Source organism: Brachybacterium halotolerans subsp. kimchii, from assembly GCF_020792675.1.
Taxonomy (GTDB): domain Bacteria; phylum Actinomycetota; class Actinomycetes; order Actinomycetales; family Dermabacteraceae; genus Brachybacterium; species Brachybacterium halotolerans.
Genome location: NZ_CP086254.1, coordinates 836,133 through 857,200, shown reverse-complemented (window position 1 = coordinate 857,200; position 21,068 = coordinate 836,133). Strand labels below are relative to the sequence as shown.

24 protein-coding genes and 1 tRNA gene are annotated in these 21,068 nt (G+C 70.7%); 14 read left to right on the top strand and 11 right to left on the bottom strand.

Going from position 1 to position 21,068, the window contains the following annotated elements; translation table 11 throughout:
* Positions 1-40 precede the first annotated feature (40 nt).
* The 4 genes from Bra3105_RS03880 to Bra3105_RS03865 all read left to right on the top strand — a co-directional run bounded on the left by Bra3105_RS03880 (position 41) and on the right by Bra3105_RS03865 (position 2,085).
* Positions 41-895 (top strand): inositol monophosphatase family protein, encoded by an 855-nt coding sequence (locus tag Bra3105_RS03880; RefSeq protein ID WP_228358677.1) that lies wholly within the window; start codon positions 41-43, stop codon positions 893-895.
* Positions 896-1,028: 133 nt separating this feature from the next.
* Positions 1,029-1,101 (top strand) — tRNA-Ala (locus Bra3105_RS03875).
* A 186-nt stretch (positions 1,102-1,287) separates the two neighbouring features.
* A complete protein-coding gene (locus Bra3105_RS03870) occupies positions 1,288-1,452 on the top strand; it encodes a hypothetical protein (protein ID WP_228358676.1) in 165 nt (54 codons plus the stop codon).
* 381 nt (positions 1,453-1,833) lie between these two features.
* Positions 1,834-2,085 (top strand): hypothetical protein, encoded by a 252-nt coding sequence (locus tag Bra3105_RS03865; RefSeq protein WP_228358675.1) that lies wholly within the window; start codon positions 1,834-1,836, stop codon positions 2,083-2,085.
* A 34-nt stretch (positions 2,086-2,119) separates the two neighbouring features.
* On the opposite strand, the gene Bra3105_RS03860 is transcribed toward Bra3105_RS03865, so the two are convergent.
* The 5 genes from Bra3105_RS03860 to Bra3105_RS03840 form a co-directional block, all read right to left on the bottom strand.
* Positions 2,120-3,217, bottom strand: a complete 1,098-nt coding sequence (locus Bra3105_RS03860) for a fatty acid desaturase family protein (RefSeq protein ID WP_228358674.1) — start codon at positions 3,215-3,217, stop codon at positions 2,120-2,122.
* A 188-nt stretch (positions 3,218-3,405) separates the two neighbouring features.
* Positions 3,406-3,561: a hypothetical protein gene (locus tag Bra3105_RS03855; RefSeq protein WP_228358672.1), complete on the bottom strand. Its 156-nt coding sequence runs from the start codon at positions 3,559-3,561 to the stop codon at positions 3,406-3,408.
* A 39-nt stretch (positions 3,562-3,600) separates the two neighbouring features.
* Entirely contained in the window at positions 3,601-4,152 is a 552-nt protein-coding gene (locus Bra3105_RS03850; RefSeq protein WP_228358671.1) for a hypothetical protein, read from the bottom strand.
* On the bottom strand, positions 4,149-4,535 hold the full coding sequence (locus Bra3105_RS03845; RefSeq protein WP_228358670.1) for a hypothetical protein: 387 nt from the start codon (positions 4,533-4,535) through the stop codon (positions 4,149-4,151). The genes Bra3105_RS03850 and Bra3105_RS03845 overlap by 4 nt, the downstream gene beginning before the upstream one ends.
* Entirely contained in the window at positions 4,532-4,807 is a 276-nt protein-coding gene (locus Bra3105_RS03840) for a hypothetical protein (protein WP_228358669.1), read from the bottom strand. The genes Bra3105_RS03845 and Bra3105_RS03840 overlap by 4 nt, the downstream gene beginning before the upstream one ends.
* Before the next feature lie 415 nt (positions 4,808-5,222).
* Between Bra3105_RS03840 and Bra3105_RS03835 the strand changes: the two genes are divergently transcribed.
* Positions 5,223-5,993 (top strand): hypothetical protein, encoded by a 771-nt coding sequence (locus Bra3105_RS03835; RefSeq protein WP_228358668.1) that lies wholly within the window; start codon positions 5,223-5,225, stop codon positions 5,991-5,993.
* Between the two features lie 63 nt (positions 5,994-6,056).
* Here the strand turns inward: Bra3105_RS03835 and Bra3105_RS03830 are convergent, their stop codons facing one another.
* On the bottom strand, positions 6,057-6,620 hold the full coding sequence (locus tag Bra3105_RS03830; protein WP_228358667.1) for a tyrosine-type recombinase/integrase: 564 nt from the start codon (positions 6,618-6,620) through the stop codon (positions 6,057-6,059).
* A 246-nt stretch (positions 6,621-6,866) separates the two neighbouring features.
* On the opposite strand from Bra3105_RS03830, the gene Bra3105_RS03825 reads away from it, so the two are divergent.
* The 5 genes from Bra3105_RS03825 to Bra3105_RS03805 all read left to right on the top strand — a co-directional run bounded on the left by Bra3105_RS03825 (position 6,867) and on the right by Bra3105_RS03805 (position 12,280).
* A complete protein-coding gene (locus tag Bra3105_RS03825) occupies positions 6,867-7,841 on the top strand; it encodes a phosphotransferase family protein (protein WP_323188845.1) in 975 nt (324 codons plus the stop codon).
* Between the two features lie 385 nt (positions 7,842-8,226).
* Positions 8,227-8,946, top strand: a complete 720-nt coding sequence (locus Bra3105_RS03820) for an SOS response-associated peptidase (RefSeq protein WP_228358666.1) — start codon at positions 8,227-8,229, stop codon at positions 8,944-8,946.
* Between the two features lie 65 nt (positions 8,947-9,011).
* Positions 9,012-9,377 (top strand): VOC family protein, encoded by a 366-nt coding sequence (locus Bra3105_RS03815; protein ID WP_228358665.1) that lies wholly within the window; start codon positions 9,012-9,014, stop codon positions 9,375-9,377.
* Positions 9,378-9,560: 183 nt separating this feature from the next.
* On the top strand, positions 9,561-10,838 hold the full coding sequence (locus Bra3105_RS03810) for an acyl-CoA dehydrogenase family protein (protein ID WP_228358664.1): 1,278 nt from the start codon (positions 9,561-9,563) through the stop codon (positions 10,836-10,838).
* Positions 10,835-12,280, top strand: coding sequence for an LLM class flavin-dependent oxidoreductase (locus tag Bra3105_RS03805; protein ID WP_228358663.1), 1,446 nt, complete (start codon positions 10,835-10,837; stop codon positions 12,278-12,280). The genes Bra3105_RS03810 and Bra3105_RS03805 overlap by 4 nt, the downstream gene beginning before the upstream one ends.
* 21 nt (positions 12,281-12,301) lie before the next feature.
* On the opposite strand, the gene Bra3105_RS03800 is transcribed toward Bra3105_RS03805, so the two are convergent.
* The gene (locus Bra3105_RS03800) at positions 12,302-12,583 is read right to left on the bottom strand and encodes a metal-sensitive transcriptional regulator (protein WP_200503839.1); all 282 of its coding nucleotides are present in this window, start codon (positions 12,581-12,583) and stop codon (positions 12,302-12,304) included.
* Positions 12,584-12,771: 188 nt separating this feature from the next.
* Entirely contained in the window at positions 12,772-13,791 is a 1,020-nt protein-coding gene (locus tag Bra3105_RS03795; protein ID WP_228358662.1) for an aldo/keto reductase, read from the bottom strand.
* Between the two features lie 157 nt (positions 13,792-13,948).
* Between Bra3105_RS03795 and Bra3105_RS03790 the strand changes: the two genes are divergently transcribed.
* The 3 genes from Bra3105_RS03790 (at position 13,949) to Bra3105_RS03780 (ending at position 15,880) form a co-directional block, all read left to right on the top strand.
* A complete protein-coding gene (locus Bra3105_RS03790) occupies positions 13,949-14,554 on the top strand; it encodes a TetR/AcrR family transcriptional regulator (protein ID WP_228358661.1) in 606 nt (201 codons plus the stop codon).
* A 28-nt stretch (positions 14,555-14,582) separates the two neighbouring features.
* Entirely contained in the window at positions 14,583-15,314 is a 732-nt protein-coding gene (locus Bra3105_RS03785) for a type 2 periplasmic-binding domain-containing protein (protein WP_228358660.1), read from the top strand.
* A gap of 95 nt (positions 15,315-15,409) precedes the next feature.
* A complete protein-coding gene (locus Bra3105_RS03780; RefSeq protein ID WP_228358659.1) occupies positions 15,410-15,880 on the top strand; it encodes an S-ribosylhomocysteine lyase in 471 nt (156 codons plus the stop codon).
* A 1-nt stretch (position 15,881) separates the two neighbouring features.
* Here the strand turns inward: Bra3105_RS03780 and malQ are convergent, their stop codons facing one another.
* Positions 15,882-18,023, bottom strand: coding sequence for a 4-alpha-glucanotransferase (gene malQ, locus Bra3105_RS03775; RefSeq protein ID WP_228358658.1), 2,142 nt, complete (start codon positions 18,021-18,023; stop codon positions 15,882-15,884).
* A 57-nt stretch (positions 18,024-18,080) separates the two neighbouring features.
* Positions 18,081-19,766, bottom strand: a complete 1,686-nt coding sequence (locus Bra3105_RS03770) for a dolichyl-phosphate-mannose--protein mannosyltransferase (RefSeq protein WP_228358657.1) — start codon at positions 19,764-19,766, stop codon at positions 18,081-18,083.
* A gap of 86 nt (positions 19,767-19,852) precedes the next feature.
* Between Bra3105_RS03770 and rsmI the strand changes: the two genes are divergently transcribed.
* Positions 19,853-20,704, top strand: coding sequence for a 16S rRNA (cytidine(1402)-2'-O)-methyltransferase (gene rsmI / locus Bra3105_RS03765; RefSeq protein ID WP_407650895.1), 852 nt, complete (start codon positions 19,853-19,855; stop codon positions 20,702-20,704).
* A gap of 109 nt (positions 20,705-20,813) precedes the next feature.
* Here rsmI and rpmF read toward each other — a convergent pair whose 3' ends face one another.
* Positions 20,814-20,984 carry a 50S ribosomal protein L32 gene (rpmF, locus tag Bra3105_RS03760; protein ID WP_152353254.1) on the bottom strand — a complete coding sequence of 57 codons (171 nt, stop codon included), beginning with the start codon at positions 20,982-20,984 and terminating at the stop codon, positions 20,814-20,816.
* Positions 20,985-21,068 lie beyond the last annotated feature (84 nt).

Below are 21,068 nucleotides of genomic sequence, written 5' to 3'. Positions count from 1 at the left end.
CCGAGCCGACCCCAGCCCGCGCCAGCCACAGGAGGCAGCAGTGACCGCACCCGAGGAGCTTCTGGAGGCGGCCGAGGCCGCCGCGTCCCTTGCCGCCGACTACGTGCGGGGCCTGGATCGCACCGCCCTGCAGCGGGAGTACAAGAACGACAGCCACGACATCGTGACCGCCCACGACCGCGCGTGCGAGGAGATCATCGTGCGCGAGCTCGCGCGCCGCGTGCCGGGCGCCCGCGTGATCGGCGAGGAGGGCGGCGAGCGGCCCGGCGCCGGGGCCGACGGCGGGGCCTCCGACTCCGAGATCACCTTCTACGTCGACCCGATCGACGGGACCAGCAACTTCGCGGCCGGGCTGCCGCTGTTCTGCGTCTCGATCGGCGTCGCCGTCAGCGGTGAGCTGGTCGCGGGGGTGGTCGACGCGCCCGTGCTCGGCGAGGTGATCAGCGCGGCCGACGGGCCGGTGCGGCTGAACGGGGTCGAGGTCGCGGGGCGCCCGACCCTCGCGGCGAAGGACGCGCTCGTGCTCACCGGCTACCCGGGGTACCGCGCCTACCGTGAGCTTCCCGAGCTGTCCGCGGCGCACGGGCGGCGCCTGTCCGACGGTGTCTCGGCGGTCCGCCACCTGGGCTCGGCCGCGCTCGAGCTCGCGTACGTCGCCCTGGGCCGCGCCGATGCGACGATGCTGCCCTCGATCAACGCCTGGGACGTTGCCGCAGGATTCCACCTGGTCCAGAGCGCGGGCGGCAGCCTGCGCACCTGGCCCGGGACCACAGGCCAGGGGCGGCCCGTGCAGGAGCAGCCCGCGTACGTCGCGTGCACCGGCCATGAGCGCCTCGCGGTGCTCGACGAGCTCATGGACGAGGTGCAGGCGGCCCGCGACGACCGCGGCGCGTGAGAGCGGGCGACGGCATGTGCCGAGGCGTCGCTCCGGCTCCGTGACCGGTCGCTGTGATCCTCGTCAAGGCAGCTCCGGGCGGTCGTGAGCACCGGCTTCGCGATGCTAGGCTTGCCAGGTCGCCACGCGGCACGGGGCTTTAGCTCAGTTGGTAGAGCGTTTCGTTCGCAATGAAAAGGTCAGGGGTTCGATTCCCCTAAGCTCCACGGCACGACAGAAGGCCCCTCACCAGGACGGTGAGGGGCCTTTCTTGCATGCTACGAAAAGTGGGCGGCGGGTGGTCTCGAGCGCGAGAAATGCACATCAGGGCACACATCTGCTCTCACACCTGTTCGACATTGTTCCGTCGCATACAGCTCTCGACCGTCCCACCCCGGGCGCAGACTTCCCCCATGAGGAGCATGCGGGAGCGGGACGCAGAGTGGGCGCTCGGGGTGCGGATGAGGATCGAGCAGCGGGCGCGTCCTTTCTTCGAGCCGCCGGCCTCGACGGCCGAGGACGAGTGGGCGCACCGCGGTGAGGTGTCTCAGGACCCCGGCGACTGGAAGGCGGCATGAGCGAGCTCGACCAGTACGCGGCCGCGGAGTGGATCGAGCAGATCGTCTCCTCGGTCCTCATCGGCTACCGGCTCACCATCGGCGGCGGCACTCCCGTCGAGTCGATGCCCTGGCCGCGACGACACCCTGCCCGCTACTCCGTGCGGGTCTCAACGCCGGACGACTCCATCGTCTACACGGCGCTCGTGTGGGCCGGCCGCGATAGCGAGCTCGAGGAGCATCTGCGCCGGTGGCTGATCGAGCGCATCCACCTCGGGGGCATGCAGCGCGGCCACGGGTGGCGGCCGGACCCCCGGTGGGTGCGGGCGTGGCGGTGGGTGAGCCCTGTTCGATGTGTGCCCGGGTCAGGCGGTGTACATAACGCGCGCCTAAGCTCGGCTGATGGATGCCAAGATGACCCACGGGGCTGCCGCGCTGCTCCAGCGATTACGCCTCGAGTTCCCGACGAGCGCGGAGATCCTTCATCGCGATCTGAGTCGCATGGACCCTGATGACCCCTTCCTCGAGCGGCGGGTGCGATCCCGCCTCGTGCTCGGTCGGGGCACCGCGGTCGTCCCCAACGATGCGGTGGTCATGGAGATTGTGGAGATGGTCCGTCATGGAGACTTCGGGGTGACCACGAGCGGTCCGTGAACCGCACTGCGCACGGTACTTCTCTCGCGGGATGTCAGGTGCGGTACTGGGCGAGGATGGGGCATTCGAAGGGGTCTCGCGCGGAGAGGCCCACGTCGTTGAGGTATCGCACGACGATCAGGTACGAGCGGTGCAGGGCGACTTCGGTGTAGGGGACGCTGAGCGCGGCGCACTTGGCGCGGACGATCTCGCGTGCCTTGGAGAGGTGTACGCGCGGCATGGAGGGGAAGAGGTGGTGCTCGACCTGGTAGTTCAATCCACCGAGCAAGGCTGTAGCCCACCAGCCGCCGCTGATGTTCCGGGAGGTGCGGACCTGTTTCGAGAAGAAGTCCAGGCGCGCTCCGGGTGCGATGACCGGCATGCCCTTGTGGTTGGGAGCGAAGGACGCTCCCATGTAGACGCCGAAGACGGCGAACTGCACGCCGAGGAACGCGAAGGCCATCCCGAGGGGGAGCAGGAGGAACACGGGTACTGCGAGCACGACGAAGCGCGCGGTGAGAAGGGTCAGCTCGGAGGCTCGGTGCGACACCTTCGGCGCGGTGAGGAGATGCTTGAAGCTGTGGAGGTGGAGGTTCAGTCCCTCGAGCGTGAGCAGGGGAAAGAACAGCCATCCCTGCCGGCGGGTGATCCAACGTCGGATGCCCCGGGCTTTGGCGGCGTCCTCGGGCAGGAACGAGATGGTGTCGACGGCGACATCGGGGTCTTTGCCGACCTGGTTCGGGTTGCCGTGGTGGCGTGAGTGCTTGGAGTCCCACCAGGTGTAGCTGAGGCCTACGACTCCAGCGAGCATGCGGGCGAGGTGCGTGTTGGCTTTCCCGCCCGCCAGGACCTGGCGGTGCCCGGCTTCATGGCCGACGAAGGCGATCTGGGTGAAGGCAATACCGAGGGCACCGGCGACGATGAGCTGGAACCAGCTGCTTCCCAGCGCCAGGAACGCCGTGACGCACATGGCGAGGAGAACAAGGATGGCCGCGCCGACCGAGAGGTAGTACCACCGCGCGCGATGGAGCAATCCGGCGGCTTTGACGTCCTTGGAGACCTCCATGAATGCTCGCAGTTGCGGCGGGAAGGTCTCTGCATCCAGGTACTTCGGGGAGGGAGTCGAGCTCTGCTCGAGTGGGCGAGTGACCATGACGGCCTACCTTCGCAGTGGCGCGTGAACCAACGCCGAGTTCGCCGAGGAGATCCCCGGAATACTCGACGGTACAGATCCTCTCTGCGTACGAGCTGTGCAGCCTCCGGCGAGGCCCATGCCTGAACCTGCAAAGACGAAAGCGCCCCCCACCCCGACCGTGAGGTCAGGATGGGGGCGCTTCGCTGTTACTCCGGATCGTGGTGGTCCCGTCGCGAGGCGTCGCGGTGCCCCTCGGCGACGCCGCGGCGGATGACCCAGATGGCCAGCCTGATCACGAAGGCGAGTACGAGGGCCACGAGGATGACGATCGCAATGATGTGGGACGCTGAGAGTTCATTCATGTGATGCACGCTACGCACAGCCTGTACGGCCCGGGTCCGTCATCGGTAGCGGATAGAGGCCTTCCTTGGTCGGGTGCCTCGCCCCCGGAAGCAGGAAGCGCTCCCACCTCCCGAAGGAGGTGGGGGCGTTCTCATGCGCGCTCGTGCTGTCGTGCGCGGCGTCGGGTCTCGCGGTCGAATTCGTCGTCCTCCCAGGCGCACAGATCCCGGGCGCGCTCGGACGACCATGCCGCGCCACATGCGGGACAGCTGTACTCGGCCATCTGCCCGGTGCGCCTGCTCGTGCGCAGCCTCGACCTCAGGGTCGGAGTACCCGTCGTACGGGTCCCCGGCCTCGCGCACCGGGGTGCCGGTCTCGAGCTCGGATGCTTCGCCGGCGACGACGGTGGTGCCCTTGACGGACTCGACGACGTTCGCGGAGGGGACGACCTTGCCGCGGGAGAGGATCACGGCGAGCGGGGCGAGTGCGGCGACGACGCCGAGGATCGCGACCTGCAGATCGTCGGAGATCGGGAGGCCGAGTGCGACGAGGAGTGCGATCAGCGCGGTAACGGTGACGGTGGCGGTGGTGATGACGGGCTCGGACCTCATGTCTGGTCCTTCTTCAGGGTGAGGATGATGTGGGAGGGGGCGTCCGGGACAGCGGGACGGTCCACGCCGGGCATGTGCTGAGTGATCCACGGGTACAGGGAACGGATGCGCTGCACGGCCACCCACCGGAGATCCCGTTCCCGGCAGATCTCCTTCTCGATGCGGTCTATGCGTTCCTGGACTTCGGCGCGCCCCGCCTTGAGGCGCTCGATCTCGGCGCGGAGGGACTCGGCGCGGGCCTGGAAGCCAGCGAGGGCTTTCTGCTCCTTGTCGACGTCGACCTCCCGGACACCCTTGCGCCAGGAAGTGATCGCGGTGACGACCGCCGCGACGCCGCCGCCACTGGTGAGGGCGATGACGATGGTCGCGGCGTCGACGTTCATCCCTCGATCTCCTCCTGCAGCTCGACGGTGCGTCGTGCCCGGCGGTCGATGTAGAGCAGCGCCCGGAGCCTGGCGATGATGGAGGCGGCGAGGAGGATCATCAGGCAGGCGCGCGGCCCGGAACCGGGCGAGTCGGTGAGCGTCGTCGCCTCCCACGACAGGTAGCCGTAGAGCCCGACTCCGCCGAGTGAGAAGGTGAGCCCGGGCAGCTCGATCTGATAGGTCCGCAGGATGTGCCCGAGGGTGACGAGGAGTGACCCGGCGGCGAGCATGACGGACGCCCCAGGCGATCGTGAGCGCGAGACCGATGCCGTCGTACGGCTTCGGTGGAGACACGAGGGCCCAGACGCCAGCGGCGACGCTGGCCACTGACTCGCCGTCGTCGGGCACGGCATCGACCGCGAAGTCGCCTGCGGCCTCATCCACGGGGACGAGCTCGGCGGGGCGGCCGCATGGTCGCCGCACCCGATTGTGATCGCCGAGGAACTCGACGTGATGCCGGTGACCGTCGTCGACCGGCTCCACGCCTTCACCCACCGCGGACGCGCCGCCCTCGTCGAGCGTCTCCGCGACGTCCACCGGTCGCAGTAGGGCGCATCACCATCACGGTTCCATCACGACGCGCCCTTGATGTCCGGCGTGCCGCTTACTGTCACCCCATCCCCACCTACTCCTCAGGAGCCCGCCATGACCCGCACTATCCGTACCCTCGCCTTCCCAGTCTTTGCCGCACTCCTCCTCGCCGGATGCGGAAGTACCGAAGACCAGGCCGCCCCCGCGACCACGCAGTCCCAGCAGAGCGACGGGGGAGCGGCCTCGAGTGACGGTGAAGATCTGTCGGACACGAACGGCGTCGAAGACCCTGACGCACTGCCGACCCAGGCGGGCGTCACTGGGGAGGAGTGCGCCCCCGACCTCTGGGATGAGATCGAGGGGGTCTGCCTGGACGAGTCGGCGATGCCGCCGATCATGGTTGAAGGAGCATTCGGGTTCTCCGAAGGGGGCGCGACGTACACGCTCGGGACTCCAGAGGATCTGCCGGCTGACGTCGCCGACGCTCTGAAGGGGATCGACGTCTCTGAAGCTGACCTCGCGAAGATCAAGGTCATACCGGTCGAGATCGACAACACAGAGGGGAACAGTACGGAGACCCTCTATGGGGCCACTGCGGTGACCGAGGGAGGTGACCAGCATGAGTGGCTCGCGCTCGGCGGTTACCTGTTCGATGTCTCTGACAAGTACGCGGAGGAGAACAACTCCGGTCTCGGTGACCCGCCGTTTGATGCCGTGAACGAGTTCGAGGAAGCCTCGTGGAAGGAGGTCGTGCCGACCGCCAAGGACACCCAGTACTTGGTTGTCGATGACGGCACCGATCTCACCGGAACGTTCACCTACATGGAGATGGAGGGCGGCGAGACGGGAGGAAGCCCGTTCCCGATCTTCCCGAAGATCTCCTGAGGCACGACGAAGCGCTACCGGCTCCGATTGGAGTCGGTGGTGTTTTCTTGAAGTGAGCCCGAGCTACTGGGCGACGCCTTCGAAGGTGGTGGGCATCATCTTGAGGCCGGCGTGCTGGTACTTGCGGGTCGATAGGACGCTGCTGTGTCCCATGATCGCGATGATGATCTGCGTGTCGACACCGAGGGCGAGGAGAATCGTCGCGGTCGCGTGGCGCCCTTCGTGGACGTGGTAGGCGCGTTCGTTCGGGTGACGCACGCCGACGGTCTCCTGCAGGGCCTTGAAGGCATCCCGGGCCCCCGCGTCCTCGCGCACGCCGCCGTCAGCGGACGGCCACACGAGCCCGCGTGGTGATACTGGCGCTTCGCCCTTCCACTGGCGCAGCGCCACAACTATCCACGGCAGGAGCGAGATGGGATGCTCGCCCGCCTGGGTCTTCGGCCGGGTCCAGTGCCAGCGCCCGTGGATCTGCACGGCCTCGTAGCCCTCGGGGATGTGGAACCGCTTCTCGGGGCACCATCCGCCGCGCTTGCGTCCGCAGGTGCCGTCGCAGCCATGTTCGGCGACGAGCTCCTGCGCCTGCCAGCCGGTGTCGATGACGTCGGCCGGAGGTCGACGCGGTCCCACGTGACCCCCTGGCACGCGCCTTACCGCATGCCCTGTGGTAGGTCGGCGACCCAGCGGGAACGATCTGGGGTGTCGTCAGAGGCCTTGAGGAGCGCGATGGCGTGCTCGACGGGGGCGACGTGCGGTCGGAGCAGTACGCGGAGTGAGCGACTGCAGACCCGGGGCGCTTCACAACTGCACGTGAATGCCGTTCCCCCTGGCCGATAGTGACTGGAACGTGCCACCTGAGGGTGCCAGGATGCGTGCATGGGTGGGGCGACAGAAGACAGCGGGCCGACCACAGTTCGATCTGCAGGCCAGTCATATGGATCGCGGACCTCGGATCTGGCCGCTGCCGTAGCCGCTCGTTTCGGAGGCGACATCAGCCGGATGCGGCGGGCCAATGGGTACTCGAACGCGACGTGGGTCGGTGATGGCATCGCAGTACGGATCGCGCACTCCCCAGTTCCGATGACTCGCGAAGCCGATCTGGTCCGTGCGCTCCCCAGGGTTGTCGGCTACCCCGAGGTCCTCGGTGAGGGGCGCTCCCAGGGGCACGGTTGGATCGTCACCAAGGAGGTCGCTGGCCGCAATCTTCAGGAGGCCTGGCCGACACTGACCGGGGATGAAGCCTGTGAAGCAATAGAGGGACTCTGGCTGCGTGCCCGCGCGGTGCACGAGGCCACACCTTCGCTCTCGTCCCTCGTCCCGCCGTACGGAGGGTTTGTTCCTGCCGCGGTCGAAGACGCCAGGGCAATCGCACGGCGTGCAGAGCGCGGACTGTCGATGACTGCCGCCGCCCGAGCCCGCCTGCATGCGGTCCTCGAAGACTTCTTCGATGCCGCGTCCGGTGTGCGGCACGTCGTCAACCACGGTGATCTCGCTCTGATGAATGCACTCTGGGACGACCAGGTCGTGTCGCTGTTGGACTTCGAATTCTCTGTCCTGGGGCCGGTCGAGATCGACCTGTGCCGGCTCGTGCTCGAAGCACGTGGGTCTGCGCAAGGCAGGAACGTGGATTCGGAGGCGGAACGGATCGCACTGGAGATCGCTCGGCGGAGCATGGACGCCGCTCACGGGCGCACGCTGATTCTCGGCGCCGCAGTTCTTGACCAGCTCCGCGACGTCGACCTCTGGTTGGACCGTGATTCGTTCGGGGAAGCAATCGAGGGTTGGCGCCCGGACCTCTTGCTCGCCGGCCTGCTGTCCGCTGAACGCGGGTACCTTGCGCCGCTCTTCTAATGCGCGGTCGCCTGGTCGGTCGCCGTGCGCGCACCACGCGTCGGACGGGCCTGTCCTGCCGATTGTCATGAGCACGGGCGTCGACGGGACGGCCGCACGGATGGCTGACGTCTGATCCGGCTTGATCCCGGGGCGACCTGGTCCAGCGGGACTTCACGGCAGGTGACGTCCGCGAGCTGTGGCTCGCGGTGAAAGCCGAGGTCGGTTCGGCACTCCCAGGGGTTTGTTCCTCTGATCCCGGCGACATCGTCGCAAGGCCCCTCATCGTCATGATGCTGGGCCCTCCGACGTTCGTGGGCATGCGCTCCACTCTCGTGCGCTCTGGAGCCGCTCCGCGCCTGCGGTGGCCCGGCTACCATCGAGTCCACCCGACGAGGAGGCTCTCATGTGCGGACGGTTCGTGCTCGACTTCGACGAGGCGGGACTGCTGCGCGCCTATGTCGCCACCAAGGCCGACCAGGACGGCCCCGATTGGTCACCCGCCTACTCGATCGCCCCGTCGACCCTCGCGCCCGTCGTCCGCGAGCACTTCGAGGAGGACGGCGAGCTGCTCCGCACCCTCGAGCCCGCACGATGGGGCCTGCACCCCTCCTGGGCGAAGGACAAGGGGCCCCGCCCGATCAACGCGCGCTTCGAGACCGTGACCACCAACGGCATGTTCCGCGGTGCCTTCGCGAGCGCCCGCGTGGTGGTCCCGATGAACGGCTACTACGAGTGGGTCGAGCAGGCCGACGGCGCCAAGCAGCCCTTCTACGTGCACGCGGAGCACGGCGGTCTGCTGCACGCGGCCGGTCTCGCCTCCGCGCGCAAGGACGGCGAGGTCTGGCAGATCTCGTTCACGATCATCACCCGCGAGGCGAAGGATGCCGCGGGCGACGTCCACGACCGCATGCCCGCCTACCTCCCGGAGGACATGCTCGGCCGCTGGCTCGCTCCCGACAAGCTCGAGGGCGAGGAGAAGAACGCGCTGCAGCACGAGCTCGGCGAGGCCTCCGACGAGATCGCCACGACGCTGGTCACCCATCCGGTGGACCGCCAGGTCAACAGTGTCCAGAAGACTGACCGCACCGATCCCTCGCTCATCGAGCCCGTCGAGCTGGACTGAGGGCGGGCGCGAGACGGCACGGTTCGCGCTCCGCCTGCATGCGGCGTCCGTCTACACTCGCCGCCATGGGACATGTGCACGGCATCGGCGGCTTCTTCCTGCGTGCCACGGATCCGCAGGGCCTCACCACCTGGTATCGCGACGTGCTGGGACTCGACATCGACGAGAACGGACTGTGGCACCAGCAGGCGGGGCCGACGGTCTTCGCCGCCTTCCCCCAGGACACCGACTACTTCGGAGACTCGGGGCAGACGGCCATGCTCAACCTGCGCGTCGTTGATCTGGATGCGCTGCGCGCGCGGCTCCGCAGGACCGGAGCGAACGTCGAAGACGCGGTGCAGGAGATGGAGGGCGTAGGGCGCTTCGGATGGGTGCGCGATCCCGAGGGGAACCGCATCGAGCTGTGGGAGCCGGCGTCGCCGCGCTCGTGACGCGTCACGCGACTGCCCGGCGGGCTCTGCTGAGCGTCAGTCCGCGCCGTCGCGCGAATCTGCATTTCCGCATGTGACGAGGCCCTTCCGTGCGGCGCGGGGCGCCGCATACGTTCGGGACAGGTCGCGGCCGTGAAGCCGTGACCGGACGAACGTCTCCCGAGCCGGAAGGTGCCTACCGCCGTGACCTCACCGAATGAAGCAGAGAAGATCGCGCAGAGGTTCCGCGAGGTCTTCGCGCGGATCGCCCCGGGCGCCGTGGAGCGCGAGCGCGAGCACCGGCTGCCGCGCGAGGAGGTCGCCGAGCTCGCGGCCCTGGGCTTCGGCGCGCTGCGCGTCCCGATCGCCGACGGCGGCGCGGGCCTGAGCATCCCGCACGCCGCCCGCATCTGGGTGGACGCCGCCGCGGCGGACTCGAGCCTGCCGCAGATCTTCCGCGGCCAGTTCGCGATCGTGGAGGACCGCGTCCACACGAGCGACGACTCGCGCGAGGACTGGCTGCGCCGTTTCCTGGACGGCGAGATCGTCGGCAACTCCTGGAGCGAGGCCTCGGGCTCCACGACCGCGAGCCCCTCGACACGCCTGGTCTCCACACCGCAGGGCCTGCGTCTGCGCGGCCGGAAGTACTACACGACCGGCAGCATCTTCGCCCAGTGGACCGATGCCACCGCGGCCGACGACTCCGGCGAGACCGTTGCCGTGCTCGTGCCCACGGACGACCCCGGCGTGAGCGTGAGCGACGACTGGAACGGCTTCGGGCAGCAGCTCACCGGGACCGGCACGATCGTGTTCGACGACGTGCCCGTCGACCCCGAGAACGTCATCGTCCTCACGGACCGCTTCAGCTACCAGACGGCGCTCTACCAGCTCGTCCTTCTCGTGGTGCAGGCGGGCATCGCACGCCGGGCCGCCGAGGATGCGGCCGACGCCGTCCGCGCCCGCACCCGCGTCTACAGCCACGGCCTCGCCTCCCGGGCGCGGGACGACGGCCAGATCCTCGCCGTCATCGGACAGGTCCGCTCCGCGGCCTTCGCCGCCGAAGCCGTCGTCGACCGCGCCGCCGAAGCGCTCCAGCGCGCCTCCGACCTCGAGCCCGAGCGCGGGTCCGAGGCGCAGCGGGAGGCCCTCGCCGAGGCCGAGCTCGCCACCGCCGAGGGCCAGGTCGTGCTCGCCGAGCTCGTCCCCGAGGCCGTCACCCGGCTCTTCAACGCGCTCGGCGCCTCGGGCACGAGCACCGACCTGGGCCTCGACCGCCACTGGCGCAACACCCGCACGGTCTCCTCCCACAACCCGGTGATCTACAAGCAGCGCATCATCGGCGACCACCTGGTCAACGGCGCGGACCCCGTCCATCTCTGGGGCGTCGGCACGGACGCCGCGGCAGGCGGAGAGGGGACGAGGGCCGAGCCCGATCCGGTGCTTCGCCCCGTCGAGGCCCGAGAGGCGGTCGCCCGCGCATGAGCAAGCAGATCCGCTTCAACGCCTTCGACATGAACTGCGTCGCCCACCAGTCGCCGGGGCTCTGGCGCTGTCCCGGGGACCAGTCCTGGCGCTACAAGGACATCGAGTACTGGCAGGACATCGCGCGGATCGCCGAGCGCGGACTCTTCGACGCCGTCTTCATCGCCGACGTGCTGGGCACGTACGACGTCTTCGACGGCAACGACCTGGCCGCGATCCGCCAGGGCGCGCAGGTGCCCGTGAACGATCCGGTGCAGCTCGCCGCGGTCGGCGCGGCCGTCACGGAGCACGTGGGCTTCGGGATCACTGCGGGCACCGCCTTCGAGCACCCTGTGCCCTTCGCGCGGCGCCTGTCGACCCTCGACCACCTCACCAAGGGCCGGGTGGGATGGAACGTCGTCACCGGCTACCTGCCCTCGGCGGCGAGGAACCTGGGCCAGCACGATCTGGTCGAGCACGACGCGCGCTACGACCACGCCGACGAGTACCTCGAGGTGATCTATAAGCTCCTCGAGGGGTCGTGGGAGGACGACGCCGTGGTCCGCGATGCCGAGTCCGGTGTGTTCACGATCCCGGAGAAGGTGCACCACATCGGGCACCACGGCACCTTCTTCGACGTCCCCGGCATCCACCTCTCGGAGCCCTCGCCACAGCGCACCCCGGTGGTCTTCCAGGCCGGAGCCTCCCCGCGCGGTGTGCGCTTCGCGGCCGAGAACGCGGAGGCGATCTTCATCGGCGGCCCCACCAAGGAGGTCGCCCGCAGCACCGTCCAGCGCATCCGGAAGGCGCTCGTGGACGCCGGCCGTGGGCCCTTTGACGCCAAGATCTACCTGCTCAGCACGATCATCACCGACGAGACGGCGGCCGGGGCGCGCGCGAAGCACGCGGATCTGCTGTCGTACGCGAGCGTCGAGGGCACCGAGGTGTTCTTCTCCGGCTGGCTCGGTGTCGATCTCGCCGGCTACGACCTGGACGCGCCGCTGGGCGACGTGCAGTCCAACGCCATCCAGTCCGCGCTCGCCGCCTTCCAGGGCGACAACGAGCGCGGGGAGACATGGACCGTGCGCGACATCGTGCGGCTCGGCGGCATCGGCGGGCTGGGGCAGGTCTTCGTCGGCTCTCCCTCGGAGATCGCCGACACGCTGCAGGACATCGTCGAGGAGACCGAGGTGGACGGCTTCAACCTCGCCTATGCGACCACGCCGGGGACCTTCGAGGACGTCGTGGACCTGGTGGTGCCGGAGCTGCAGCGCCGAGGGGTCTACCCGCAGGAGTACGCGCCGGGGACGCTGCGCCACAAGCTGCTCGGGGCGGGAGACCGCCTGCCCGCGAACCATCGCGGTGCGCAGTACCGGGTGGGAGGCCCGCTCTCCACGATCGACGACGTCACGGGGACGGGCAGACCCGGCCCGGCCTCCGGTCCCGGCCGGGCGACCGCCTGACGGGCGTCGCGGGGGAGAGGGTCAGGACCGCACGAGTCGACGGATCGCCTCGGTGGCCTCGTCGATCTTCTCCTCCGCGTTCGCGCCGCCGCCCTTGACGGCGTCCGCGACGCAGTGGCCCAGGTGATCGTCCAGCAGCTCGAGGGCGACGTTCTCGAGCGCCCGGCTGACGGCGGAGATCTGGGTGAGCACGTCGATGCAGTAGCGGTCGTCCTCGATCATCTTGGCGACGCCGCGCACCTGGCCCTCGATGCGCTTCATGCGGCGCTCGAGAGCCGCCTTGTCCTCGCTGTACCCGTTCATGGCGCTCCTCCCCGTCGGCCGCACGTCCTTCGGCCCGGCATCGCACGATACCCCTCCCCGGTATGCCGGGCAATGGTCGGACGGTCAGCCCGAGCCGAGCCGAGCCGGGCCGGGCCGGGCCGAGCCGAGCCGGGCCGACCGGATCCGATCAGGGGGGGCGATCCGGGGAGGGGAGTACGCGGTGCGGCTCAGGCGGCGGCGCGGCTCCCGGCCGAGCGGCGACGCAGCGTCGGATCCAGGATCGGGGGAGTGCTGTACTCCTGGTCCATGCGCCCCACGCCCGTGCCGGGCGCGACGATCTCGTCGATGCGGTCCAGGACGTCGTCCGTCAGCTCGACCTCCGCGGCGGCGAGAGAGTCCTCGAGGTGCTCCATGGTGCGGGGACCGATGATCGCGGCGCTGACGCCCGGGTGGGCGATCACGAAGGCGAGCGCCATGTGCGTCAGCGTGAGCCCGGAGTCCTGCGCGAGGGCGAGCAGATCCTCCACGGCGTCGATGCGCCGCGGGTCCCGGAGCGCCCCGAACATCTGCGTGCGGCGCAGGTCGCTCTGCTGCCCCCGCCGCACCCTGCCGGTGAGCATGCCGCTGGCCAGGGGGCTCCAGATGATCGTGCCCATGCCGTAGCGCTCGGCGACGGGGAGCACCTCGCGCTCCACGGTGCGGTCCAGGAGCGAGTAGTGGGGCTGCTCGGTGCGGAAGCGCTCGAGCCCGCGGTCGCGGGCCACCCACTGCGCCTCGACGATCTCGGACGCCGGCATGTCGGAGGTCCCGATCGCCCGCACCTTCCCGCTGCGCACCAGATCGGTGAGCGCGGAGAGGGTCTCCTGGATGTCGGTGGCCGGGTCGGGGCGGTGCATCTGCAGCAGGTCCAGATGGTCCGTCCCCAGACGGCGCAGCGAGTTCTCGATCGCCGTCATGATCCAGCGGCGGGACCCGCCGCGGTGGTTGGGGTCCTCGTCGAGCGGACGCCCGAACTTCGAGGCGAGGACCACCTCATCGCGGCGGCCGCGCAGCGCGCGCCCGAGCATCTCCTCGGACTCGCCGTAGGCGTCGGCGGTGTCGACGAGGTTGATGCCCGCGTCCAGCGCGCGCCCCACCATCGCATCCACCTCCTGCTGGTCGCCGTTGCCGAATGAGCTGAACATCATGGCGCCGAGGGCGAAGGGCGAGACCTGGATCCCTGTGCGGCCGAGCGAGCGGTGCTTCATCTGAGTCCTCCTGGGACGGAGCCGGGCCCGGGCGGATCCCGGGTAGGCTGACCGAAGAAACGGAACCTGCGTCCACAACTATGCGGAACGGCGTTCCGGTTTGTCAACGTCCTGCCGCGGGACCCTGCGCCCGCTTCCGATCCGAGAGAGGGTGCGCGTGAGCCAGGAGAGGCCGGAGAGCCCCGAGAGCCCGGAGAGCGAAGGAGCCCCACGGCGTCGGCGCGCGGATGCCGTGCGCAATGCCGAGGCGGTGCGCGACGCGGCGAAGCAGGTGTTCGCGGAGTCCGGGGTCGACGCCCCGATGCGCGAGATCGCCGCGCGCGCCGGGGTCGGCGTCGGCACGGTGTACCGCAGCTATCCGCTCCGCTCCGACCTCATCATCGCCGTGTTCCGGCACGAGCTCGAGGCCACCGCCCAGGATGCGCGGGCCCTGGCCGACGAGCATCCTCCGCGCGAGGCGCTGCGACTGTGGACGCGCAGCCTGGCGCGCTTCCTGGCGACGAAGCGGGGCTTCGCGACCGCCCTGCATTCGGGCGACCCCGCCTACGCGCCTCTGCCCGCACAGTTCCTCGGGGTGCTGGCACCCGAGGTCCAGCGCATCCTGGACCTCGGGGCGGCCGACGGGACCATGCGCCGCGACATCCGCGCCGAGGACCTGATCCCCGCGCTCGGCCGGCTCAGCGACGCGGCTCCCGCCGACGGCACGGACGCCGACGCCTCGCGCATGATCGACGTCCTGCTCGACGGCCTCGCCGCGCGGTGACAGGCGGAACCGGCCGTAGTCTGAGCGCATGAACCGTCGGCCCCGACCCTCCGCCGCGCGCTCCGGCCGCACCGCCGCCTCCTCGCGTCGCACGGGACGCGGTGCCACGGGACGCGCCGCCTCGGGACGCAGCGCCCCGGAACGGAGCGCCCCGGGACGCGCCGCCACCACCGCGCGGACGACACCCGCCGAGCTCCCGGTGCTGCGCGTCGGGTTCATCCCGGGCGTCGAGCCCGACCGGTTCGCGCGGCGCTGGCGCAGCGGGCAGCGCCCCGCCCGGCTCGAGCTGGTCCCCGTCCCGCTTTCCCGTCAGGCCGAGGTGCTCGGGACGGGTGAGGTCGACATGTGCTTCGTGCGCCTGCCGCTGGAGGCCGACGGGGAGGACACGGCGGGCGGACCGGGGGAGCTGCATCTCGTCGAGCTCTGGGAGGAGCGCCCGATGGTCGTCGTCGGCAGCGAGAACATCCTCTCCCTTCACGAGGAGCTCACGGTCGCCGACCTCGCCGAGGACCCGGAGATCCCCTCCGCGCACCCCGACGACGCCGCGGACCGGGTCGCCGTGGTCGCCACCGGGGTCGGCCACGCCCTGCTGCCCATGTCCCTCGCGCGTCTGCACCTGCGCAAGGAGGTCGTGCACCGGCCGCTCGCGGATGCGCCCGCCACCCGGATCGCCCTGGCCTGGCCGAGAGCCGCCGACGACGCCGTGCGCCAGGAGTTCGTGGGCGCCGTGCGCGGACGCACCGCCCGCTCCTCCCGCTGAGGCCCGCAGCGGTCTGACCACGCCGGACGCCCCGTGCGCGCTGCCGGGCGCGGCGTTAGGGTCGTATCACCGCCGTCGCACCCGAGGAGAACGCCGTGACCGAGTCGCCCCGCATGAACGTCGAGAGCTTCAACCTCGACCACCGCGCCGTGCATGCCCCCTACATCCGCATCGCCGACCGCAAGACGCTGCCCCATGGCGACGTGCTCACGAAGTTCGACGTGCGCTTCACCCAGCCCAACGTCGCCCACCTCGACTCCGAGGTCGTCCACTCGCTCGAGCATCTGATGGCCGAGCACATGCGCAACCACACCGAGGACGTCATCGACGTCTCTCCGATGGGCTGCCGTACGGGCTTCTACGCGCTGCTCTCCGGCGAGCACGAGGTCGCCGACTTCGCGCCGGTCCTCGAGGCCACCCTCCACGACCTGCTGCAGGCCGAGGAGGTCCCCGCCGCGAACGAGGTCCAGTGCGGCTGGGGCGCCCACCACACCCTCACGGGAGCGAAGGACGCCGCCCAGTCGTTCCTCGCCCGCCGCGACGAGTGGGAGGACGTCGGAGCCTGACTCAGGTCGCGTCCATCGCCTCCCGCACCGCGGTGAGCAGGCGCGCCGTCCGGGCGCTGGCGGCGATGTCGTCGACGGTGACGACCTCGCCGTCCTGATCGGCCAGCGGCACCCGCCAGTTCGGGTACTCCGAGTCCGTGCCCGGCTGGTTCTGGATCCGGCGCTCGCCCACGCAGTCCACGAGGGAGACCCCGACGAGCAGCGACGGGGTCCTCGCGAGATAGCGGTGCAGCGCGATGACGGTCGCCTCCACGTCCGCGCGGGGATCTGCGTCCTGCGCGAGCAGCCCCTGCGCGCGCACCGCGTCCAGCACCTTCGCCTGGGCGGCGGCGTCCACGGCGATCTCCTCGTCGAGGTCCCGCTCGAGCAGCCCCAGCTCGTGGCGCAGGCGCACGTGGTCACCGGCGAGGTACCCGGCCGTCGGCGGCAGGTCGTGCGTGTTCACGGAGGCCAGGCACAGGCGGCGGTAGGCCTCGGGCGGCAGCGGGTTCCCCTCGGCGTCGTTCTCGAACCACAGGATCGAGGTGCCCAGGATCCCGCGCTCGGTGAGGTAGTCCCGCACCCACGGCTCGAAGGTCCCCAGGTCCTCGCCCACGACGATCGCGCCGGCGCGCTGCGCCTCGAGGGCCAGGATGCCGATCATCGCCTCATGGTCGTAGGTGACGTAGGTGCCCTCCGAGGCGGGCGAACCGTCGGGGATCCACCAGAGGCGGAACAGACCCAGCACGTGGTCGATCCGGAGGGCGCCCGCATGGCGCAGCAGCGTGCGCAGCTGGTCGCGCCAGGGCCGGTACCCGGCCGCGGCGAGGGCCTCCGGATGCCAGGGCGGCTGATGCCAGTTCTGGCCCTGCTGGTTGTACTGGTCGGCCGGGGCGCCCACGCCGACACCCCGCGCGAGCACGTCCCCGAGCCGCCAGGCGTCCGCGCCCACCTCGGTGACGCCCACCGCCAGGTCGTGCATGAGCCCGATCCGCATGCCGCCCTCGCGCGCTCCCGCCTGGGCGGCCGCGAGCTGCTCGTCGAGCACCCACTGCACCCAGGCATGGAAGGTGATGCGGTCCGCGAGCTCGGTCCGAGCCTGCTGCACGGCGGGTGAATCGGGCGAGGCGAGCTCCTCCCGCGTCCGGTCGGGGAGCTCCTCGCGGTGCTCGTCCAGCGCGCACCACAGGGCGAAGTCCTCGAGGCCCCTGCCCTCGCGGGCCCGATAGGTGTCGAACAGGGCCTGCCGCGCGGGGGTGCGGGGCGCGGCGAAGATCTCCTCGAGCGCCTCCATCTTCCTCGCGAGCACGGGGTCGCGCTCGAGACGATCGGCTCGCGTGTTCGCGGGGGAGACCTCGCCGCGCAGCATCGCGATCCGCTGACGGGCGTGCTCCGGCAGATCCCGGAACTCGGGGACGTCCTCGGGGCGCACGTACAGGGCGCTCGTGAACCGGCGGGTCACCGGCAGGTAGGGGGAGGGCAGCATCGGCGGCACGGGCCGGGAGGCGTGCAGAGGGTTGATGAGCAGGAAATCGGCGCCGTGGCGCACACCCAGGATCGCGGCGAGGTCGCGGGCGTCGGCCAGGTCGCCGATGCCCCAGGATCGGGGCGAGCGCACCGAGTACAGCTGCGCCTGCACACCCATGGCCCGGCGATCGCCGAGCCCGTCCTGCACGGTGATGCGCGCCGGGGTCACCACGAGCGGGCACTCGCGCGCGCCCTCGCTCGTGTGCGCGCGGATCGTGTGCCACCCCAGGGGCAGGCCGCGCGGGATCCGGAACGAGGCCTGGCCCCGCCGGGTCCCGTCGAGGTCGTAGGGAGCGGTGAAGTCCTCGACCTGCGTCAGGGGCCGACGGGAGCCGTCCTCGAGAATCGCCTCGACGTCGACGGGGGTGCCGTCCACGACGTGCACGGCCAGCGACTCCTCGCGGTCCTCGCGCAGGACGACCACGCGGGGCAGCGTCGCCGCCCAGGCGGCGCGGGCGCGATCGGCGCGGATGCGGCGCACGTCGGCGTCGTCGGCGACCTCGTGGCCGAGGGCGGCCAGCACACGCACCAGGGTCGTATCGGCCACCTGCTTGCGGGTGCCGTCCCACCCCCAGAAGTCCGTGCTGACGCCGAGGTCGCGGGCGAGGGAGCGCAGCGCTCCGGGATCCAGGGACATGGCCACATGCTAGTGGCGTCGGCCACGTGCGGCGCCTTCAGGTCCGCGCGGCTCCGATCAGGTCCAGCTGGGCAGCCACATCCTCCACTCCCACTGGTCGACGTCGATCACCTGACCCGTCCAGATCGGCCAGAAGAACGCGGAGACCAGCACGATCAGCGTGAGCAGGCTGCCGGCGAGCAGGGTCCCCGCGAGCCGGCGCTCGCCGTCGGCCGACCGCGGGCCGACGAGAAGGCCGATCACGTACGCGAGGCACAGGATCATCCAGGGCTCGTAGACCACGGAGTAGAAGGTGAAGATCGTGCGGTCCATGTACATCAGCCACGGCAGGTAGCCGCCGATGATGCCCGTCAGCGCCGCCCATGCCCGGCCGTCCCGCTTCCAGATCGCGACCACGAGCACGATCAGGATGCTGAGCGCGCCGAACCACCAGATCAGGGGATTGCCGACGGAGAGCACCTGCGAGGCGCACTTCTCGACCTCGCAGCCCATCTCCCCGTAGTCGTACGAGCGGTAGTAGAAGTTCGTGGGCCGTATCTGCAGGAGCCAGCCCAGCGGGTTCGCCTGGTAGGGGTGCGGGGAGTCCAGGTGGATGTGGAAGTCGTAGGCCTGCGCGTGGTAGCGCCACAGGGAGCGCAGGGCATTGAGCACAGGGTTCCCGCCCGCGTGGCCGTTCTCCTCGGCCCAGTGGCGCATGTAGCCCTTCGAGGACGCGAACCAGCCGGACCACGAGGCCACGTAGACCACGAGCGAGGTGCCGACCATCGCGACGAAGGCGGGGACCGCATCGCGGAACAGGCCGTTCTCCCACCAGCGCCGTTCGCCCACCCGGCGCCGGGCCCACCAGTCCCACAGCACGGTCATGATGCCGAAGACCGCGAGGAAGTAGATGCCCGACCACTTCACCGAGCAGGCGAGCCCGAGCAGCACGCCGGCGCTCAGGCGCCAGGGCCGGAATCCGGCCCGATAGCCCAGCAGCGGGAGCTCCTCGCCGCGGGCGCGGGCGGCGGCGACCGAGCGCGCGAGGCCCTCACGGAAGCGGTCGCGGTCGATGAGCAGGGCCCCGAAGGCGGCCAGGGCGAAGAACATGAGCACGAGGTCCAGCAGGGAGGTGCGGGACATGACCAGGTGCAGGCCGTCGACCGCGAGCAGCAGGCCCGCGATCAGGCCGATGCCCGTGGAGCGGAAGAGGCGCCGCCCGATCCGCGCGAGCATGAGCACCGAGAGCGCCCCCAGCAGCGCGACGGAGATCCGCCAGCCCCAGGCGGAGTCCCCGCCGAGGGCGAGCATCCCCAGCCCGATCACCCACTTGCCGATCGGGGGATGCACGACGTACTCGCCGCTGTCCTCGGAGGAGTTCACGTCGCCGGAGGTGAAGGCGGGGTCGGGGTCGTCGGGCCAGCTCATCTCGACGCCGTGGTGGACGATCGTCCAGCCGTCCTTCACGTAGTAGGTCTCGTCGAAGATCAGCTCGTGGATCGAGCCCAGGTGATAGAGCCGCAGCACCAGGGCGAGGGCGCACACGAGCAGCGCCCCGAGCCAGGGCTTCGTGCGCGCGGTGAGGTCCATGCAGTGCAGGCGCGTGCGCAGCGCCGCCAGGGGCGCGCCCTCGCTCTCGGCCTCGACGGCGTCCTCCCGGGCGTCGCGCAGGTGCCGGTGCGGATCCGCGTGATCGGGCTCGGCTCCGGGACTCCGGGGGTCCTCCGGCCCCTCGGCCCCGTCCGCTGGCGTGGTCTGCTGCACGCGGTCATGCTAGGGCATGCCACCTGCGGATCCTCGGTCGACGGGGCCGGGGCGGGGCGACCGTCGGCCCGTCCGCCCGCCCTATCATGGGGCGCATGCTCGTCCCCGGAGTCCTGGTCCTGGCCGCCACCCCGATCGGCAACCCGCTGGACGCCTCGGTGCGCCTGGTGCGCGCCCTGGGCGAGGCGGATCTCATCGCGGCGGAGGACACGCGGCGGCTGCGGCGCCTGACCCGCGAGCTCGAGGTCGAGCCGACCGGCCGGGTCATCTCGTACCACGAGCACAACGAGGACGAGCGGACCCCCTGGCTGCTCGACGCCCTGCGCGAGGGGCAGCGCGTGCTGCTGGTGACCGACGCCGGCATGCCCGTGGTCTCCGACCCCGGCTACCGCGCGGTGCGCGCCGCGGCTGACGCAGATCTCCCGGTGCAGGTCATCCCCGGCCCGTCGGCCGTCCTCACCGCGCTCGCCGTCTCCGGGTTGGCCCCTGACCGCTTCTCCTTCGAGGGCTTCGTGCCGCGCGGCCCCGGGCAGCGCGAGAACCTCTTCGCCCAGCTCGCCGATGCCCGCCGCACCCTCGTCTTCTTCGAGTCCCCGCGCCGCACGGCCTCCGCGCTCGCCGCGATGCGCGACGGCTTCGGGCCCGCGCGCCGTGCCGTGCTCGCCCGCGAGCTCACCAAGACCCATGAGGAGGTGCTGCGCGGCACCCTCGCCGAGCTCGCCGCGCACACCGCCGAGCACGAAGTGCTGGGCGAGGTCGCGATCGTCGTCGCGGGCGCGGACACCGTCGAGGCGGACCCGCAGGACCTCGTGGCGGAGGTGCTGCGCCGCACCGAGGCGGGCGAGCGGATGAAGGACGCCGCCAAGGCCGTCGCCCGCAGCGCCGCGGGCGTGGGCGCCCGCGAGCTCTACGACGGGGCGCGGAAGCGGCGCGGCTGAGCGCGCTCGGGGAGCGAGCGCGCTCCGAGGAGCGGCGCCGGTCCCCGGACATGCGAGAGGGCCCCGACCATGCGGTCGGGGCCCTCTCGTGGGTATCTGCTGCGGGAGATCAGTCGTCGATCTCGATGAGGCCGCGCTGGTAGGCCTTCGCCAGACGGCGCGGCACGGACGCGGTGCGACCGCGGACCGTCACCTGCACGAGGTCGGCGTTCTGGGCCTTCCACTGCGATCGACGCGAGTGGGTGCGAGCCCGGGACATCTTGAACTTGGGCACTGCCATGGGAACGCTCCTTGACGGTCCTGGATGATGGTCGGCGAGGGTGTCCGCCCAGCGGGCTGGCCCGTCCCGGAGGACTGAGGCGAC

Excerpts from the sequence above, each read along its gene's own strand:
- malQ (WP_228358658.1), bottom strand. The coding sequence starts at position 18,023 with ATGTCCCTGGATCCCGGAGCGCTGCGCTCCCTCGCCCGCGACCTCGGC.
- Bra3105_RS03800 (WP_200503839.1), bottom strand. The coding sequence starts at position 12,583 with ATGAACGGGTACAGCGAGGACAAGGCGGCTCTCGAGCGCCGCATGAAG.
- Bra3105_RS03860 (WP_228358674.1), bottom strand. The coding sequence starts at position 3,217 with ATGGTCACTCGCCCACTCGAGCAGAGCTCGACTCCCTCCCCGAAGTAC.
- Bra3105_RS03865 (WP_228358675.1), top strand. The coding sequence starts at position 1,834 with ATGGATGCCAAGATGACCCACGGGGCTGCCGCGCTGCTCCAGCGATTA.
- Bra3105_RS03850 (WP_228358671.1), bottom strand. The coding sequence starts at position 4,152 with ATGAGGTCCGAGCCCGTCATCACCACCGCCACCGTCACCGTTACCGCG.
- Bra3105_RS03795 (WP_228358662.1), bottom strand. The coding sequence starts at position 13,791 with ATGAAGCACCGCTCGCTCGGCCGCACAGGGATCCAGGTCTCGCCCTTC.
- Bra3105_RS03840 (WP_228358669.1), bottom strand. The coding sequence starts at position 4,807 with ATGCTCGCCGCCGGGTCACTCCTCGTCACCCTCGGGCACATCCTGCGG.
- Bra3105_RS03805 (WP_228358663.1), top strand. The coding sequence starts at position 10,835 with ATGAGCAAGCAGATCCGCTTCAACGCCTTCGACATGAACTGCGTCGCC.
- Bra3105_RS03870 (WP_228358676.1), top strand. The coding sequence starts at position 1,288 with ATGAGGAGCATGCGGGAGCGGGACGCAGAGTGGGCGCTCGGGGTGCGG.
- Bra3105_RS03815 (WP_228358665.1), top strand. The coding sequence starts at position 9,012 with ATGGGACATGTGCACGGCATCGGCGGCTTCTTCCTGCGTGCCACGGAT.
- Bra3105_RS03820 (WP_228358666.1), top strand. The coding sequence starts at position 8,227 with ATGTGCGGACGGTTCGTGCTCGACTTCGACGAGGCGGGACTGCTGCGC.
- Bra3105_RS03785 (WP_228358660.1), top strand. The coding sequence starts at position 14,583 with ATGAACCGTCGGCCCCGACCCTCCGCCGCGCGCTCCGGCCGCACCGCC.
- Bra3105_RS03835 (WP_228358668.1), top strand. The coding sequence starts at position 5,223 with ATGACCCGCACTATCCGTACCCTCGCCTTCCCAGTCTTTGCCGCACTC.
- Bra3105_RS03855 (WP_228358672.1), bottom strand. The coding sequence starts at position 3,561 with ATGAATGAACTCTCAGCGTCCCACATCATTGCGATCGTCATCCTCGTG.
- Bra3105_RS03845 (WP_228358670.1), bottom strand. The coding sequence starts at position 4,535 with ATGAACGTCGACGCCGCGACCATCGTCATCGCCCTCACCAGTGGCGGC.
- rsmI (WP_407650895.1), top strand. The coding sequence starts at position 19,853 with ATGGGGCGCATGCTCGTCCCCGGAGTCCTGGTCCTGGCCGCCACCCCG.
- Bra3105_RS03825 (WP_323188845.1), top strand. The coding sequence starts at position 6,867 with ATGGGTGGGGCGACAGAAGACAGCGGGCCGACCACAGTTCGATCTGCA.
- rpmF (WP_152353254.1), bottom strand. The coding sequence starts at position 20,984 with ATGGCAGTGCCCAAGTTCAAGATGTCCCGGGCTCGCACCCACTCGCGT.